General features: G+C 59.2%; 14 protein-coding genes. 5 read left to right on the plus strand and 9 right to left on the minus strand.

Annotated elements, in window-relative coordinates; all coding sequences use genetic code 11:
• Positions 1 to 38 precede the first annotated feature (38 nt).
• On the minus strand, positions 39 to 1,172 hold the full coding sequence (gene norW / locus ACMYSN_RS20480; RefSeq protein WP_462495987.1) for an NADH:flavorubredoxin oxidoreductase: 1,134 nt from the start codon (positions 1,170 to 1,172) through the stop codon (positions 39 to 41).
• On the minus strand, positions 1,169 to 2,605 hold the full coding sequence (gene norV / locus ACMYSN_RS20485) for an anaerobic nitric oxide reductase flavorubredoxin (RefSeq protein WP_462495988.1): 1,437 nt from the start codon (positions 2,603 to 2,605) through the stop codon (positions 1,169 to 1,171). The genes norW and norV overlap by 4 nt, the downstream gene beginning before the upstream one ends.
• A gap of 187 nt (positions 2,606 to 2,792) precedes the next feature.
• On the opposite strand from norV, the gene norR reads away from it, so the two are divergent.
• Complete coding sequence (gene norR, locus ACMYSN_RS20490) at positions 2,793 to 4,337, plus strand: nitric oxide reductase transcription regulator (RefSeq protein ID WP_462495989.1); 1,545 nt, start codon at positions 2,793 to 2,795, stop codon at positions 4,335 to 4,337.
• Here the strand turns inward: norR and gutQ are convergent.
• From gutQ to srlA, 7 genes are all read right to left on the minus strand, one after another.
• The gene (gene gutQ, locus ACMYSN_RS20495) at positions 4,300 to 5,265 is read right to left on the minus strand and encodes an arabinose-5-phosphate isomerase GutQ (protein WP_174509799.1); all 966 of its coding nucleotides are present in this window, start codon (positions 5,263 to 5,265) and stop codon (positions 4,300 to 4,302) included. The genes norR and gutQ overlap by 38 nt on opposite strands.
• Positions 5,258 to 6,031 (minus strand): glucitol operon DNA-binding transcriptional repressor SrlR, encoded by a 774-nt coding sequence (srlR, locus tag ACMYSN_RS20500; RefSeq protein ID WP_123756793.1) that lies wholly within the window; start codon positions 6,029 to 6,031, stop codon positions 5,258 to 5,260. The genes gutQ and srlR overlap by 8 nt, the downstream gene beginning before the upstream one ends.
• 71 nt (positions 6,032 to 6,102) lie before the next feature.
• Entirely contained in the window at positions 6,103 to 6,462 is a 360-nt protein-coding gene (gene gutM / locus ACMYSN_RS20505) for a transcriptional regulator GutM (protein WP_123756794.1), read from the minus strand.
• A 116-nt stretch (positions 6,463 to 6,578) separates the two neighbouring features.
• On the minus strand, positions 6,579 to 7,358 hold the full coding sequence (gene srlD, locus ACMYSN_RS20510) for a sorbitol-6-phosphate dehydrogenase (RefSeq protein ID WP_123756795.1): 780 nt from the start codon (positions 7,356 to 7,358) through the stop codon (positions 6,579 to 6,581).
• Between the two features lie 17 nt (positions 7,359 to 7,375).
• Positions 7,376 to 7,738: a PTS glucitol/sorbitol transporter subunit IIA gene (srlB, locus tag ACMYSN_RS20515; protein ID WP_462495990.1), complete on the minus strand. Its 363-nt coding sequence runs from the start codon at positions 7,736 to 7,738 to the stop codon at positions 7,376 to 7,378.
• Between the two features lie 13 nt (positions 7,739 to 7,751).
• Positions 7,752 to 8,729, minus strand: coding sequence for a PTS glucitol/sorbitol transporter subunit IIB (gene srlE / locus ACMYSN_RS20520; RefSeq protein WP_462495991.1), 978 nt, complete (start codon positions 8,727 to 8,729; stop codon positions 7,752 to 7,754).
• Positions 8,726 to 9,289 (minus strand): PTS glucitol/sorbitol transporter subunit IIC, encoded by a 564-nt coding sequence (gene srlA, locus ACMYSN_RS20525; RefSeq protein ID WP_154143960.1) that lies wholly within the window; start codon positions 9,287 to 9,289, stop codon positions 8,726 to 8,728. Before srlA ends, srlE begins: the two co-directional genes overlap by 4 nt.
• A gap of 298 nt (positions 9,290 to 9,587) precedes the next feature.
• On the opposite strand from srlA, the gene mltB reads away from it, so the two are divergent.
• The 4 genes from mltB to ACMYSN_RS20545 all read left to right on the plus strand — a co-directional run bounded on the left by mltB (position 9,588) and on the right by ACMYSN_RS20545 (position 13,325).
• Entirely contained in the window at positions 9,588 to 10,664 is a 1,077-nt protein-coding gene (gene mltB / locus ACMYSN_RS20530; RefSeq protein ID WP_462495992.1) for a lytic murein transglycosylase B, read from the plus strand.
• 201 nt (positions 10,665 to 10,865) lie between these two features.
• Positions 10,866 to 11,576, plus strand: coding sequence for a metal ABC transporter ATP-binding protein (locus ACMYSN_RS20535; protein ID WP_462495993.1), 711 nt, complete (start codon positions 10,866 to 10,868; stop codon positions 11,574 to 11,576).
• On the plus strand, positions 11,573 to 12,436 hold the full coding sequence (locus tag ACMYSN_RS20540; RefSeq protein ID WP_462495994.1) for a metal ABC transporter permease: 864 nt from the start codon (positions 11,573 to 11,575) through the stop codon (positions 12,434 to 12,436). The genes ACMYSN_RS20535 and ACMYSN_RS20540 overlap by 4 nt, the downstream gene beginning before the upstream one ends.
• 7 nt (positions 12,437 to 12,443) lie before the next feature.
• The gene (locus tag ACMYSN_RS20545) at positions 12,444 to 13,325 is read left to right on the plus strand and encodes a metal ABC transporter substrate-binding protein (protein ID WP_462495995.1); all 882 of its coding nucleotides are present in this window, start codon (positions 12,444 to 12,446) and stop codon (positions 13,323 to 13,325) included.
• Positions 13,326 to 13,354: the final 29 nt, after the last annotated feature.

Below are 13,354 nucleotides of genomic sequence, written 5' to 3' on the forward strand. Positions count from 1 at the left end.
TCTTCCCCGGAGGCGCAGCACCGCCTCCGGGAATAAGGTTAACTGACCAGCTGCTTGAGTAGGGCAAAGGCGTCTTTCATATGGTCCTCGCTGACCACAAACGCGCGCAGCTGGTTGTCGGCGTCAATGCCTTTCGCGACCAGACCGTCTTTGGCGGCAACAATATTCCATGTTAAATCGTCACGCTGGGTTTCGCCTGCCAGGTGCAGCGGTAAATCCGGCGTTTTGACCTTCACCAGCATCGGCGGCAACCTCAGCTCTCCCGACTGTCCCAACAGGGTTTTACTCAGGCACATGGCGCTGAGCATTATCGGCTGCAAAAATGGCAGCACTTTGCCGTCGATCTCCGCGCAATCGCCGAGGGCATAAATCGCCGGATGGCTGGTTTGCAGCTGGCGATTCACCACCACCCCACGCTGGATAGCCACCCCCGCATGACGTGCCAGCGCCGTTTCCGGACGCAGGCCGACGGCGGCCACTACCGCATCGACGACCGTTGAACGTTCACCCGCGAGGGCCACGTGAATACCATCGGCCTGCTGTTCGAGGCCCTCAAGCCCGGTTTGCAACAGCAGATGGATGCCCATCCCGGTCATCCGGTGCTGCAGGCGGCTGCTGACCTCCGGCGGCATCAGCGCCGACAGCACGCTGGCGGCGTGGTCGACGACCGTCACCGCTTTGCCGGCGCGGCAGAAATCCATCGCCAGCTCGCAGCCAATCAGCCCACCGCCGACGATCAGCACCCGCCGGGCATCACGCAGTTGGCTGTGCGCCGCGCCATATTCCCGCTGGCTGTTCAGGGTCAGCATCAGCTCGCGCCCCGGTACCGGCGGGACAAACGGCGCGGCACCGGTCGCCAGCACCAGCTTGTCATAGCGCCACTCGCGGTCCTGGCTCTTCACCAACTGGTTTTCGGCGTCGATATCGCTGACCCAGGTATGCGGAAACAGGCGCAGATTGTACTGCTCGGCAAACTCACCTGCCGTTTGCAGGGTCAGGTCGTCGGCGCTTTGACCGCGGCTGACCACATGGCTGAGATCCGGTTTATTGTACTCATCCATGCTGTCGGCCGCGATCAGGGTCAGCGGAACCTGCGGATCCTGCTTACGGATGTTTTTCACCAGCTGACGGGCCGCGAAGCCCGAGCCGATGATGACGATACCTTCGCTCATTTGGCCTCCGTTGCCAGCACGTCAAAGACCTCTTTACCCAGGGAACATTCCGGGCACAGGAAGTCGTCCGGAACCTCGCTCCACGGCGTACCCGGCTGCACCTGCTGGTTCGGTTCGCCTTTTGCTGGATCGTAAATCCACTGGCAGACGCTGCACTGCATGGTGGGGCCCATGCCTACTGCCGCGGCGCAGGCGTTCTGCTCCGGTGCGGCGGGGGCGGCGGCAACCGGCAGCGGGGAGAGGGCCCACTGGCGGGCAATCTGCCGGCCGTGCTCGCGACACAGCGCCAGCGCGTCGAGGTCCGGACGCCATTTGGCCTTCAGGCTCAGAGACATCTCAAAACCGGCATCCTGTAAACGGGTAGAAAGTCTGTCCACCGCGCCGCCGCTCCAGCCGTGCGAGCCAAAAGCGCTGGCACGTTTGTTACGAAAACGCAGGCCGGTCATCTCTTCCACCAGGCCGGCGATTTTCGGCATCATCACGTTATTCATGGTGGAGGTACCCACCAACACCCCTTTTGAACGGAACACGTTGGTCAGGATGTCGTTCTTATCGCTGCGGGCGACGTTGAAGATTTTTACCGCCACGTTAGGGTCAACTTCGGTGATGCCCTGAGCGATAGCGTCCGCCATCATGCGGGTGTTGTTGGACATGGTGTCGTAGAACAGGGTGATGCGATCTTCCTGATAATCCGCCGCCCATTTCAGGTACAGCTCGACGATCTGGGTCGGGTTATCGCGCCAGACCACGCCGTGCGAGGTGGCGATCATATCGACGGGCAGATTGAAGCCGAGGATCTCGGTAATTTTGGGCGTCACCAGGCGGCTGAACGGGGTCAGGATGTTGGCGTAGTAGCGCTGGCACTGTTCGAACAGTTCGTTCTGGTCCACTTCATCATTAAACAGGTGCTCGTCGCAGTAGTGCTGGCCGAAGGCGTCGTTGCTGAACAGCACCGCGTCGCCGGTCATGTAAGTCATCATGCTGTCCGGCCAGTGCAGCATTGGTGTTTCCACGAAAATCAGCTGCTTGCCGTTGCCGATATCCAGCGCGTCGCCGGTTTTCACCACGTTGAAATTCCATTCCGGGTGATGGTGATGGCCGGTAATGGAATCGATAGCGTTGGCGGTGCAGTAAATCGGCGTGTCCGGAATGCTGTTCATCAGCTCGGTCAACGCGCCGGCATGGTCTTCTTCCGCATGGTTAATGATGATGTAGTCGATATCCGCGAGATCGATTTCGCTACGCAGGTTCTGCACGAACTCGCGGCTGAATTTATGATCCACGGTATCAATCAGCACATTTTTCTCTTCGCGGATCAGGTAGCTGTTGTAGCTGCTGCCGCGCAACGTTTTGTATTCGGTACCGTGGAAATCACGCACTTCCCAGTCACGCTGGCCGACCCAATGAATGTTATTTTTCACCACAATAGACATAGCAACCTCAATTTATACAGCATGTTCAGATACGATGGGTTACCTATATCAAATTGCGTGCCAGTTTTTTAATTTGTTGATTTTGTTGTGTTTTATGTTTTTTCATTAAACCGGTTGATGTCAAAATGACAGCGGTTAAAATAGTCTTTATGACCATTACTAGTGTCAAAATGACAATGAGGCCGCGATGCGCTTTTCCGTGGACATGCTGGCGAAGATCGCCATTGATTTACAAAGCGATATTGGCCATGCCGACCGCTTTTCCCGCTTGATTACGACCCTGCGCCAGGTGCTGGGCTGCGACGCCTCAGCGCTGCTGCGCTACGAGGCGCATCAGTTTGTGCCGCTGGCGATCGACGGGCTGGCTGAAGATGTGCTGGGGCGACGTTTTGCGTTGGCGGGCCACCCGCGGCTGGAGGCGATTGCCCGCGCCGGCGATGTGGTGCGTTTCCCGGCGGACAGCGACCTGCCGGACCCCTATGATGGCCTGATTCCCGGCCATGAGAGCCTGAAGGTGCATGCCTGCGTGGGGCTTCCACTGTTTGCCGGACAGACCCTGATTGGCGCGCTGACCCTCGACGGCATGGAGGCCGACCGCTTCGATAGCTTCAGCGATGAAGCGCTGCGCCTGATCGCGGCGCTGGTGGCGGGAGCGCTGAATAACGCGCTGCTTATCGCGCGGCTTGAGAATCAGAACGTGCTGCCGGAGGCGAGCGTGCACTATACGCCCCCGGACCATCAGGAAATTATCGGCCTGTCGGCGCCGATGGTGCAGCTGAAAAAAGAGATCGATATCGTCGCCGCCTCGGATTTGAACGTCTTGATCAGCGGTGAAACCGGCACCGGCAAAGAGCTGGTGGCGCAAGCGCTGCATCAGGGCTCGTCCCGGGCAGCCAATCCGCTGATCTATCTGAACTGCGCGGCGCTGCCGGAGAGCGTGGCGGAAAGCGAGCTGTTCGGGCACGTGAAAGGGGCCTTTACCGGGGCGATCAGCAACCGCAGCGGCAAGTTTGAAATGGCCGATAACGGCACCCTGTTTCTCGATGAGATTGGCGAGCTGTCGCTGGCGCTGCAGGCCAAGCTGCTGCGGGTACTGCAGTATGGCGATATTCAGCGGGTAGGGGATGACCGCAGCCTGCGGGTTAACGTCCGGGTGCTGGCGGCCACCAACCGCGACCTGCGCCAGGAGGTGGTTGAAGGCCGGTTTCGTGCCGATCTCTATCACCGTCTGAGCGTGTTCCCGCTGTCGGTGCCGGCGCTGCGCGAGCGGGAAGATGACGTGGTGCTGCTGGCCGGTTATTTCTGCGAGCAGTGTCGGTTACGCATGGGGTTAGGGCAGGTGGTGCTCAGCGATGCGGCGCGCTCGGGGCTGCGCAAGGCGCCGTGGCCGGGCAACGTGCGCGAGCTGGAACATGCTATTCATCGTGCGGTGGTGCTGGCGCGGGCGACCCAGACGGCGGATGAGGTGCGGCTGGATCCACACCATTTTCAGTTTGCCGCCGCCGCGTCGCTGCCGCCTGCCGCAACGCCGGTCGCGCTGCAACAGACGATCAATCTGCGCGAGGCAACCGAGACGTTCCAGCGCGAGGCCATTTCCCGCGCTTTAGCGGATAACCAGCGTAACTGGGCGGCAGCGGCCCGGGCGCTGGAGCTGGACGTCGCCAACCTGCATCGGCTGGCGAAGCGTCTGGGGCTTAAAGGATCCCGGCCTGATAAAAGTTTTGCAGGTTAATGGCGCCCACCAGAAGGCCGTTTTCATCAACCACCGGTGCGGCGCTGATTTTGTGCTTCATCAGCCGCTCTTTGGCTTCTACCGCGCGGCTTTCGGCCTGCAGGGTGACGCCGTTACGGGTCATCGCCTGGCTGACGGTATCGTCCAGCGTGCCGCCGCCTACCAGCCAGCGGCGCAGGTCGCCGTCAGTGAAGACGCCCTGGACGCGGTTTTGTCCATCGCAGACGGCAACCAGCCCCAGCCCGGTGCGGCTGAGTTCCAGCATCGCGTCCATCACCCGGGTATCCAGCTCAACCCGCGGCACATCGCCATCGCGGCGCATCAGGTGGTGAACCTTGTTCAGCAGCCGTGCGCCGAGGGCGCCGGCCGGGTGTGAGCGGGCAAAATCTTCTTCATTGAAACCGCGGGCCTGCATCACCGCCATCGCCAGCGCGTCGCCGAGCATCAGGGTGTTGACGGTGCTGGAGGTCGGGGCCAGATGCATCGGGCAGGCTTCACGCTCCACGGTGATATCCAGCACCGCTTTTGCCGCCAGCGCCAGTGGCGAGGTGGATTTGCCGGTCATCGCCAGCAGCGGAATGGCTTTTTCTTCCAGACGCGGGACGATGAGATCCAGCTCTTTAGCGCCGCCGGAGTAGGAGATAAACAGCATTACGTCGCGGCCGTCGAGCATCCCGAGGTCGCCGTGCAGCGCTTCCGCCGGATGGACAAAAAAGGCCGGGGTGCCGGTGCTGGCGAAGGTGGCGGCCAGCTTTTTGCCGATGTGACCTGATTTACCGATACCGGAGACCACCAGCTTTCCTTCGCAGTGGAGGATGGTTTCCGCCGCGCGGATGAAGTCGTCGCCCAGGCGGTCAGGCAGGCGGCTGGCCTCCTGCAGCTCCAGTAACAGGGTCTGGCGTCCGGCTTCTAACAGAAAGTTACTCATGTTCTTCTCCAGTAATAATCACGTCTATGCCTTGCGCTTCCAGCGCCCGCTGGAAGGCCGGGTCGATGCCCGCATCGGTAATCAGCTTATCTACGCGCTCAAGGCCGCAGACGATATTTGGGCTTTTACGGCCAAACTTTGATGAGTCGGCCATCAGGATCACTTCTCTGGCGGCATTGCACATTGCTTTGCTGACGGTATACACCTCGTTGAAGGTGGTGACCCCCGCGTTGAGGTCGATGCCGTCGGTGCCCATAAACAGCTTGTCGAAGCTGAACTGTTCGAACGCATTTTCCGCCAGCTGGCCGTGAAAGGAAGCTGATTTTTTGCGGAATGTGCCGCCGGGCATCAGGATCGTTTGTTCATTATCCAGTTCGGAGAGGGCATTGACGATGTGCAGGCTGTTGGTCATCACCGTGATGTTGTTGAAGCAGCTGAGCAGCGGCACCATTTGCAGAACCGTGCTGCCGGCATCGAGGATGATCGAGTCGCCGTCATGGATATAGCGCACCGCCATTTCGGCGATTCGCGCTTTTTTATCGGTGTTAATCAGCGTTTTGTGATCGATAGGGGGATCGGGTTCGTCCTTGTTAAGGACCACGCCGCCGTAGGTACGAATCACGGTGCCGGCATTTTCGAGGATCACCAGGTCTTTGCGAATGGTGGTGCCGGTGGTATCGAAGTGCTGCGCCAGCTCTTCAACCGAGCATTTCCCCTGAGATTGCAGGTGCTCAAGAATGGCGGCCTGGCGCTGACGTGGTTTCATAGCGGTAATATCCTATCTTGCGTAAAGTTTCGAAGTGATAATTTCGCAAGATATTTACTTTTACAACGAAATTATACATGTTTCGGTTTAAGCGCTAATGATAGTGCATTCCGACAGAGCGGATCCTGGGGGAAGATCATATCTGGCTGCAATTCCTCACGATATTGTCCGTTAATTGCCGGGATTTTTGTCGGGCGGGCGAACACGGTTAGCCCTTTCATCAGCAGCGTGTCGCGTACCCGGTCGTGCTCGTCAAAGGCGATAGCCACGATTGCCCGTGGTTTGAAGCGCCCCGATGAGCGGCCAACCCCGACTCGCCCCTGCAGGCAGAGCTGGTCAAAGGCGCGGTTGAACTGACGAATCTGCCAGCCGCCGAAGGCGAGCTGGGTTATCCAGGCGATCGCCGCGACGGTGATTAATGCGCTAACCATAAAATCTCCTTAAGGTGTGTCTGAATATTCCCCGGAGGCGCCTTGTCCGGGCTACGGATCTCGTTTTGTAGCCGGACAGGCGCAACGCGCCGCCTCCGGGAAACAGCGCGTAACGGTTAAAACATCACCTGACCGCCGGTGACGTTGATCGACTGCCCGGTGCAGTAGGAAGCCTGCGGGCTGGCGTAGAACATCAGGACGTTGAGGACATCCTGATAATCACAGCCGCGCTTGAGCGGAACCTTGTCGATGTAATATTGCTCGACCTCGTCTTCGGCAATGCCCAGTTTGCTGGCGTATTGCGGCAGCAGCGACTGGAACATCGGCGATTTCAGCAGGTTCCCCAGCATCAAGGCGTGAACGGTAATACCGTATTCCGCCAGATCCAGCGCCAGCGACTGGGTCAGCCCGACGCCGCCAAACTTCGCCGCGCTGTAGCCGGAATTGTGCTTGCTGCCCACTTTGCCGGATTTGGAGTTGATCTGAATAATCCGCCCCTTGATGCCATCGCGGATCATCAGTCGTGAAAACTCGCGAGCGCAGAGGAAATAGCCCACCAGATTCACCTGCAATGAGCGGTCAAAATCACCGAGGGCAAAATCGCTGATAAAGGCCGCTTTGGCGATCCCGGCGCTGTAAACCAGCAGATCCACGCGGGCGAAAATTTCGTCCACCCCACGGGCGAGGGCCATTACGCTGGCCTCGCTGGTGGCGTCGGCGCCAAAGCCGTATGCCTTCCCTTCACCATATTCCTCGTTGATGGCCTGGGCGACGCGCGTGGCTTTATCGCTTTGGATATCCACAACCGCGACACGGTAGCCCTGAGCGGCAAGGCCCCGACACAAAAACTCACCTAAGGTTTGTCCACCGCCGATGACAACAGCAACCTGATTCATCATGTTCTCCTTCCTGCTTAAGCAACAAATTTCAGTATGCAACCGGGAGCAAGCGCTTCCGGTACGGGGCCGGCAACGTGCACCGTCCCTGGAAACTCCGCCTCGCGATGGCCATCAAAGCGCAGTGTGATATGGCCCAGTTCGCGCAGATTCTGTTCGGCGACCTCGCCAACGGCGGTCACCGGATAGCGCTGTTCACCCAGCAGGAGCTCGGTACCCGCCGCCAGCGCGCCGGATAACTCGCCGTGGTTGTGAATAAAGCAATACTCTTCGATATCTGCCGGTGCCCCTTCGCGGAAGGTAATTAACATCTGCTCTTCGAGCGCCATCGTCGCGCTGGCGCCGATACGGGTAATGGTGGTCTGGTAAATCACGGTCATCGTCAGGCACCTCTTATTGATAAATAAATCCGGAAACAAACCAGGCGATCAGCACCGTCGGCGCACCGGTCAGAAAACGTCCCACCAGCACCGACGGGACCCCGACACGAACCGTGTCCTGACGCGCTTCGGCCAGTGACAGCCCCACTGGTATAAAGTCGCAGGCGGCCTGGGCGTTAATGGCGAACAGCGCGGGAAGCGCAAGGTGAGGGGGAATATTGCCGAGGCCAATCTGCACGCCGATCAGCACGCCAATAACCTGAGCGATAACCGCGCCTGGGCCGAGGAACGGCGACAGCAGCGGGAATGAGCAGATGAGCGCCAGGGTCACCAGCCCGAGCGGATTGCTGGCAAGCGGGGCCAGACCGTGGGCAATCCAGTCGCCGATGCCGGAGGCCATAATGATGCCGATCAGCGCCGATACGAAGGCCATAAACGGCAGGATTGTTTTCAGTACCGTGTCGATGGTGTCGCGCCCGGACTGAAACAGCACCGCCACCACGGAACCCATCCCCATGCCGACCTTGGCCAGCAGGCCGTCGCTCTGCTCGGTAATTTTTTTGCTGGTGTCGTAATCCCGCGGAGCGGGCTGGTTGGTTTTCTGCGTCGTTGCTGCCGGGCCGCCATCGCTCAGCAGATGGATGTTCTCTTCTTTCACGCCGGAGACGTAAATATCTTCGACGATATACTGCGCCAGCGGGCCGGATTTGCCGGTCGCGTGGATATTGACGGTTGGGATGCGGCGTTTCGGATAGAGGCCGCAGCGTAATGTGCCGCCACAATCGATAATGGCGACGCCGATCTCCTCCTCCGGTGGTTCCCCTTCTTTGAAACCATCGACAGCCTGCCAGCCGGTGATGTCGGCGATCTTGTCGACGATCCTCGGGCGGGTACCGGCGGTAATGTAGACGATTTTTTTGCCAGCAACGACGTCCAGCTCAAGCGGGCCGCCCCAGCCGCTGGCGCCTTTTTCAATACGAATACGGGTCATGAGGTTGCTCCGGAGAGATGGACTTTCTGTTCAAGCTGGATGCCCATTTTTTTCTCAAAGATTGAGGTGGTCAGGTCGGTGACCCAGCCACGGAAGAAGTTGGTGACCAGACCCACCAGCAGGTAGCTCACCGCCAGTGGCCCTAACGGTAGGCCAAGGGTGGTCAGTCCGCTGGCAATCCCGAGGTAGACGAACAGTTCGCCGGGGTTGATATGGGGAAACAGGCCGTTCATGGAGTGGCAGCTGTAAGAGGCCGCCGCGTAGTAGCTGGGTTTGTACTTCTCAGGCATAAAGCGCCCCAGGCTCAGGGTCATCGGGTTACAGAAAACAAAGGTGCCGATGCAGGGCAGCAGCAGATAGCGCGAGATCGGATTGCCTGCGCAACGCTGCGCCAGCTTTTCGATCCGCCGCTGGCCGATGAAGTTGATCAGCGCGTTCATGATCACCAGCAGACTGATCAGAAGCGGCAGGATCCCGGTGACCATCCCGGTAAATACCTCGCCTCCCTTCTGAAACAGGCCGATAAACCATTCGGCACCGTGGGTAATGACTTCAATCATTGTGTTCTCCTTCAGAGTGTTATTTTTCTTGCTAACTGGCAGCTGATTTTAATCATTTTGAAAGGTTAAAAAGTGTTAATTTGATCTCAAAATGAAAGATAAATATTTTATTGTGAAAGTTATTTGTCAGGAATGACGCTTGAAACGCAGAAAACGAGGGGAGAACGGACCGGCGGTAAGAGAAAAGCGGGCGGCATGAACAGGACTATTTTATCCGCAAATACATTGCCGCTTTCTTGTTGGCGGCCACATGCTTTACCATAATTACCCTTTGCCAAACTTGTTAAATGGATGTCCCATGTTGAAGCGTCGCTATCTGGCTCTACTTCCCCTGTGTGTTCTCCTTGCTGCCTGTAGCAGCAAACCTAAAGCCACTCCAGAAGCGGAGAAGACGGGTGGAGGGGGCGGTTTTTTGCTGGAGCCGCAGCATAACGTGATGGCGATGGGCGGTGATTTCGCCAACAACCCGGCGGCGGAGCAGTTCATCGACAAAATGGTGAGCAAGCATGGCTTCGACAGACAGCAACTGCATGAGATCCTCTCCCAGGCAAAACGTCTGGATTACGTCCTGCGCCTGATGGACCGCCAGGCGCCGAGCGGCCTGCCGCCGTCAGGGCCTAACGGTGCCTGGCTGCGCTACAAGAAACAGTTTATTACCCCCGATAACGTGCAAAACGGCGTCGTATTCTGGAACCAGTATCAGGATGCGCTGAACCGCGCGTGGCAGGTTTACGGCGTGCCGCCGGAGATCATCGTCGGAATTATCGGCGTGGAAACCCGCTGGGGTCGCGTGATGGGGAAAACCCGCATCCTCGACGCGCTGGCGACGCTGTCGTTTAATTACCCGCGCCGCGCCGAGTATTTCTCCGGTGAACTGGAAACCTTCCTGCTGATGGCTCGCAGTGAAAAAGATGACCCGCTGGATCTCAAAGGCTCGTTCGCCGGGGCGATGGGCTACGGCCAGTTTATGCCGTCTTCTTATAAGCAGTATGCGGTCGACTTCAACGGCGACGGGCATATCAACCTGTGGGATCCGGTGGATGCCATCGGCAGCGTGGCGAACTACTTCAAACAGCACGGCTGGGTGAGCGGTGACCAGGTGGCGGTCCAGGCGCTCGGCCAGGCGCCGGGTCTGGAGAACGGCTTTAAAACCAACTACAGCATCTCGCAGCTGACGGCGGCGGGGCTGACGCCAACGCAGCCGCTGGGTAACCATCAGCAGGCCAGCCTGCTGCGCCTCGATGTTGGCACCGGTTATCAATACTGGTACGGCCTGCCGAACTTCTACACCATTACCCGCTATAACCACAGCACCCACTACGCCATGGCGGTCTGGCAGTTGGGTCTGGCGGTTTCTCAGGCCCGCGGACAGTAAGCCTGTTTCTGAGGTTCCCCTCGTCCTGAGGGGAGCCTGTTACATTTCGCAGCATTTCCCCTCGTTGACGTTGATTTACATTTTTCTGTCAATGCAATATTGTTACGTTATAACATATTAACTTGGTGGAATGATGACCTCTCTTTTTATGGCCTCCGCGGTACGGCGTGTCGCCGCGGCCTGCATGCTGCTGGCGCTACTGTGGCTGGCGACCTGGTGGGCGGTCACGCTGCCATGATTGAACTGGATCACCTGGTGGCAGGTTACGAAGCGCTGGCGATTACGCCCGCCCTGAGCGGCACGATCGCCGCAGGCAGCATGACGGCCATTGTCGGGCTGAACGGCTGCGGCAAATCCACGTTGCTGAAGACCCTGGCCGGTTTTATTCCGCCGGTGAGCGGCAGGCTGAGCTGGTCGACATCGCGCCCGGTGATTGGCTGGCTGGCGCAGCGGCATGCCCTCGAATCGCAGTTTCCGCTGACGGTGCAGGATGTGGTGAGCCAGGGCGCCTGGCCGCACGTCTCTTTATTGCGCGGCATACGCGGGGAATTTCGTCGGCGTATCGGCGCTGCGCTGGAGCGTGTCGGGCTGGATGCAATGGCGAAAACGCCCATTGAAGCGCTCTCCGGCGGGCAGTTCCAGCGCATGCTGTTTGCCCGGGTCATCGTGCAGCAGGCGCCGCTGGTGATGCTGGATGAGCCATTTACCGGCATCGATGAATCAACCAGCCGCGAGCTGATGGCGCTGATCCTCGAGATGCACCAGCAGGGGCAGACGGTGCTGGCGGTGCTGCACGATAACCAGCGTGTCGCCGACTATTTCCCGGAAACGCTGCTGCTCGAACCACAGTGCGCCCGCTGGGGCACCACGGACGCGGTGCTGCCGGCTTTTGATTCGGCGAGGCTGGCATGATCTGGCATACCTTCTTCCAACCGTTTATCGAATTCGGCTTTATGCGCCGTGCGCTGGTGGTGTGCCTGGCGCTCTCATTGAGCACCACCATGCTCGGCGTGTTCTTACTGCTGCGACGCATGAGCCTGATGGGCGATGCGCTGTCGCACGCGATCCTACCCGGCGTTGCGGTGGGCTACCTGCTGAGCGGTATGTCGCTGCTGGCAATGACGGTCGGCGGCTTTATCGCCGGTATCGCGGTGGCGCTGGTGGCGGGCTGGGTCAGCCGACGCACGCCGTTAAAAGAAGATGCCAGCTTCGCCGGGTTCTACCTTGGGTCGCTGGCGCTGGGGGTGACACTGATTTCACTGCGCGGTTCCAGCGTTGACCTGCTGCATTTGCTGTTCGGCTCGATTCTGGCGGTGGATAACGACGCCGCGCTGTTTGTCGCCGGGGTCGCCAGCCTGACGCTGATCTGCATCGCGCTGCTCTATCGCGGGCTGGTGAATGAGGCCTTCGACAGCGCCTGGCTGCAGGTGAACCACCCGAGACTGCCGGCGCTGCTGCACGGCCTGTTTCTGGCGCTGCTGGTGCTCAACCTGGTGGCGGGTTTTCAGGTTCTGGGGACCCTGATGGCCGTTGGCGTAATGATGCTGCCGGCGGTTGCCGCCTGCTGCTGGGCGCGCACGTTACCCGGGATATTACTGCTGGCGGCCTTGAGCGGGGTTTTCTGCGCGTGGATGGGGCTGAGCCTGTCGTGGGCGGCGAATTTGCCCGCCGGCCCCTCCATCGTGCTGACCGCCAGCGGGATCTTTTTTATTTCACTCTTTTTTGGCACACGCAGCCGACTGGTCGTCAGCTGGCGTAAATTAATGGGGTAAGGACAAAATGAAGAAAAGAACGGCAGTAATCCTGACGCTGGCCTTTGGCCTGGCGGTACAGGGGGCGATGGCGAAAACACTCAACGTGGTGAGCAGTTTTTCGGTGCTGGGGGATATGGTGCAGCAGGTTGGCGGCGAGCATGTCAAGGTCGCCACGTTGGTGGGCCCGGACGGCGATCCGCATACGTTTGAACCTTCGCCGCAGGATAGCGCGTTGCTCAGTAAGGCCGACGTGGTGGTGGTTAACGGCCTCGGACTGGAGGGCTGGGTCGACAGGCTGATTAAAGCCTCGGGCTTTAAAGGTGAACTGGTGGTGGCGTCCACCGGGGTGAAAACCCACACGCTGGATGAAGACGGCAAAACGGTGACCGACCCGCACGCATGGAACAGCGCCGCGAACGGTGCACTGTATGCGCAAAATATCCTCAATGGCCTGGTTGCCGCCTCGCCGCAGGATAAAGCCGCTCTGGAGGTCTCTGGTCAGCGCTATATCGGCCAGCTCAAAGAGCTGGATAGCTGGGCCAAGAGTCAGTTCAGCACGATACCGCAGGAAAAACGTAAAGTGCTGACCAGCCATGACGCGTTTGGCTATTTTGGCCGGGCCTATGGCGTCACCTTCCTGGCGCCGCAAGGGCTGTCTTCGGAAAGTGAAGCCAGCGCCGCGCAGGTGGGGGCGTTGATTACCCAGATTAAGGCCGATGGCGTGCACACCTGGTTTATGGAAAACCAACTTGACCCGCGTCTGGTGAAACAGATTGCCAGCGCGACCGGGGCGCAGGCGGGCGGCGAACTCTATCCGGAGGCGCTCTCTAAGCCGGGCGGCGTGGCGGACAGCTATGTGAAAATGCTGCGCCACAACGTGGAACTGATCGCTGCCAGCATGAAATAACACCATGATTAACGGTCCCGGATCCCCCG

This window comes from Klebsiella sp. R445, assembly GCF_051131755.1.
Lineage (GTDB): Bacteria > Pseudomonadota > Gammaproteobacteria > Enterobacterales > Enterobacteriaceae > Klebsiella > Klebsiella lignicola.

What these genes read in the sequence shown, in the direction of transcription:
- norW (WP_462495987.1), bottom strand. Translation starts at nt 1,172, where the DNA reads ATGAGCGAAGGTATCGTCATCATCGGCTCGGGCTTCGCGGCCCGTCAG.
- norV (WP_462495988.1), bottom strand. Translation starts at nt 2,605, where the DNA reads ATGTCTATTGTGGTGAAAAATAACATTCATTGGGTCGGCCAGCGTGAC.
- norR (WP_462495989.1), top strand. Translation starts at nt 2,793, where the DNA reads ATGCGCTTTTCCGTGGACATGCTGGCGAAGATCGCCATTGATTTACAA.
- gutQ (WP_174509799.1), bottom strand. Translation starts at nt 5,265, where the DNA reads ATGAGTAACTTTCTGTTAGAAGCCGGACGCCAGACCCTGTTACTGGAG.
- srlR (WP_123756793.1), bottom strand. Translation starts at nt 6,031, where the DNA reads ATGAAACCACGTCAGCGCCAGGCCGCCATTCTTGAGCACCTGCAATCT.
- gutM (WP_123756794.1), bottom strand. Translation starts at nt 6,462, where the DNA reads ATGGTTAGCGCATTAATCACCGTCGCGGCGATCGCCTGGATAACCCAG.
- srlD (WP_123756795.1), bottom strand. Translation starts at nt 7,358, where the DNA reads ATGAATCAGGTTGCTGTTGTCATCGGCGGTGGACAAACCTTAGGTGAG.
- srlB (WP_462495990.1), bottom strand. Translation starts at nt 7,738, where the DNA reads ATGACCGTGATTTACCAGACCACCATTACCCGTATCGGCGCCAGCGCG.
- srlE (WP_462495991.1), bottom strand. Translation starts at nt 8,729, where the DNA reads ATGACCCGTATTCGTATTGAAAAAGGCGCCAGCGGCTGGGGCGGCCCG.
- srlA (WP_154143960.1), bottom strand. Translation starts at nt 9,289, where the DNA reads ATGATTGAAGTCATTACCCACGGTGCCGAATGGTTTATCGGCCTGTTT.
- mltB (WP_462495992.1), top strand. Translation starts at nt 9,588, where the DNA reads ATGTTGAAGCGTCGCTATCTGGCTCTACTTCCCCTGTGTGTTCTCCTT.
- ACMYSN_RS20540 (WP_462495994.1), top strand. Translation starts at nt 11,573, where the DNA reads ATGATCTGGCATACCTTCTTCCAACCGTTTATCGAATTCGGCTTTATG.
- ACMYSN_RS20545 (WP_462495995.1), top strand. Translation starts at nt 12,444, where the DNA reads ATGAAGAAAAGAACGGCAGTAATCCTGACGCTGGCCTTTGGCCTGGCG.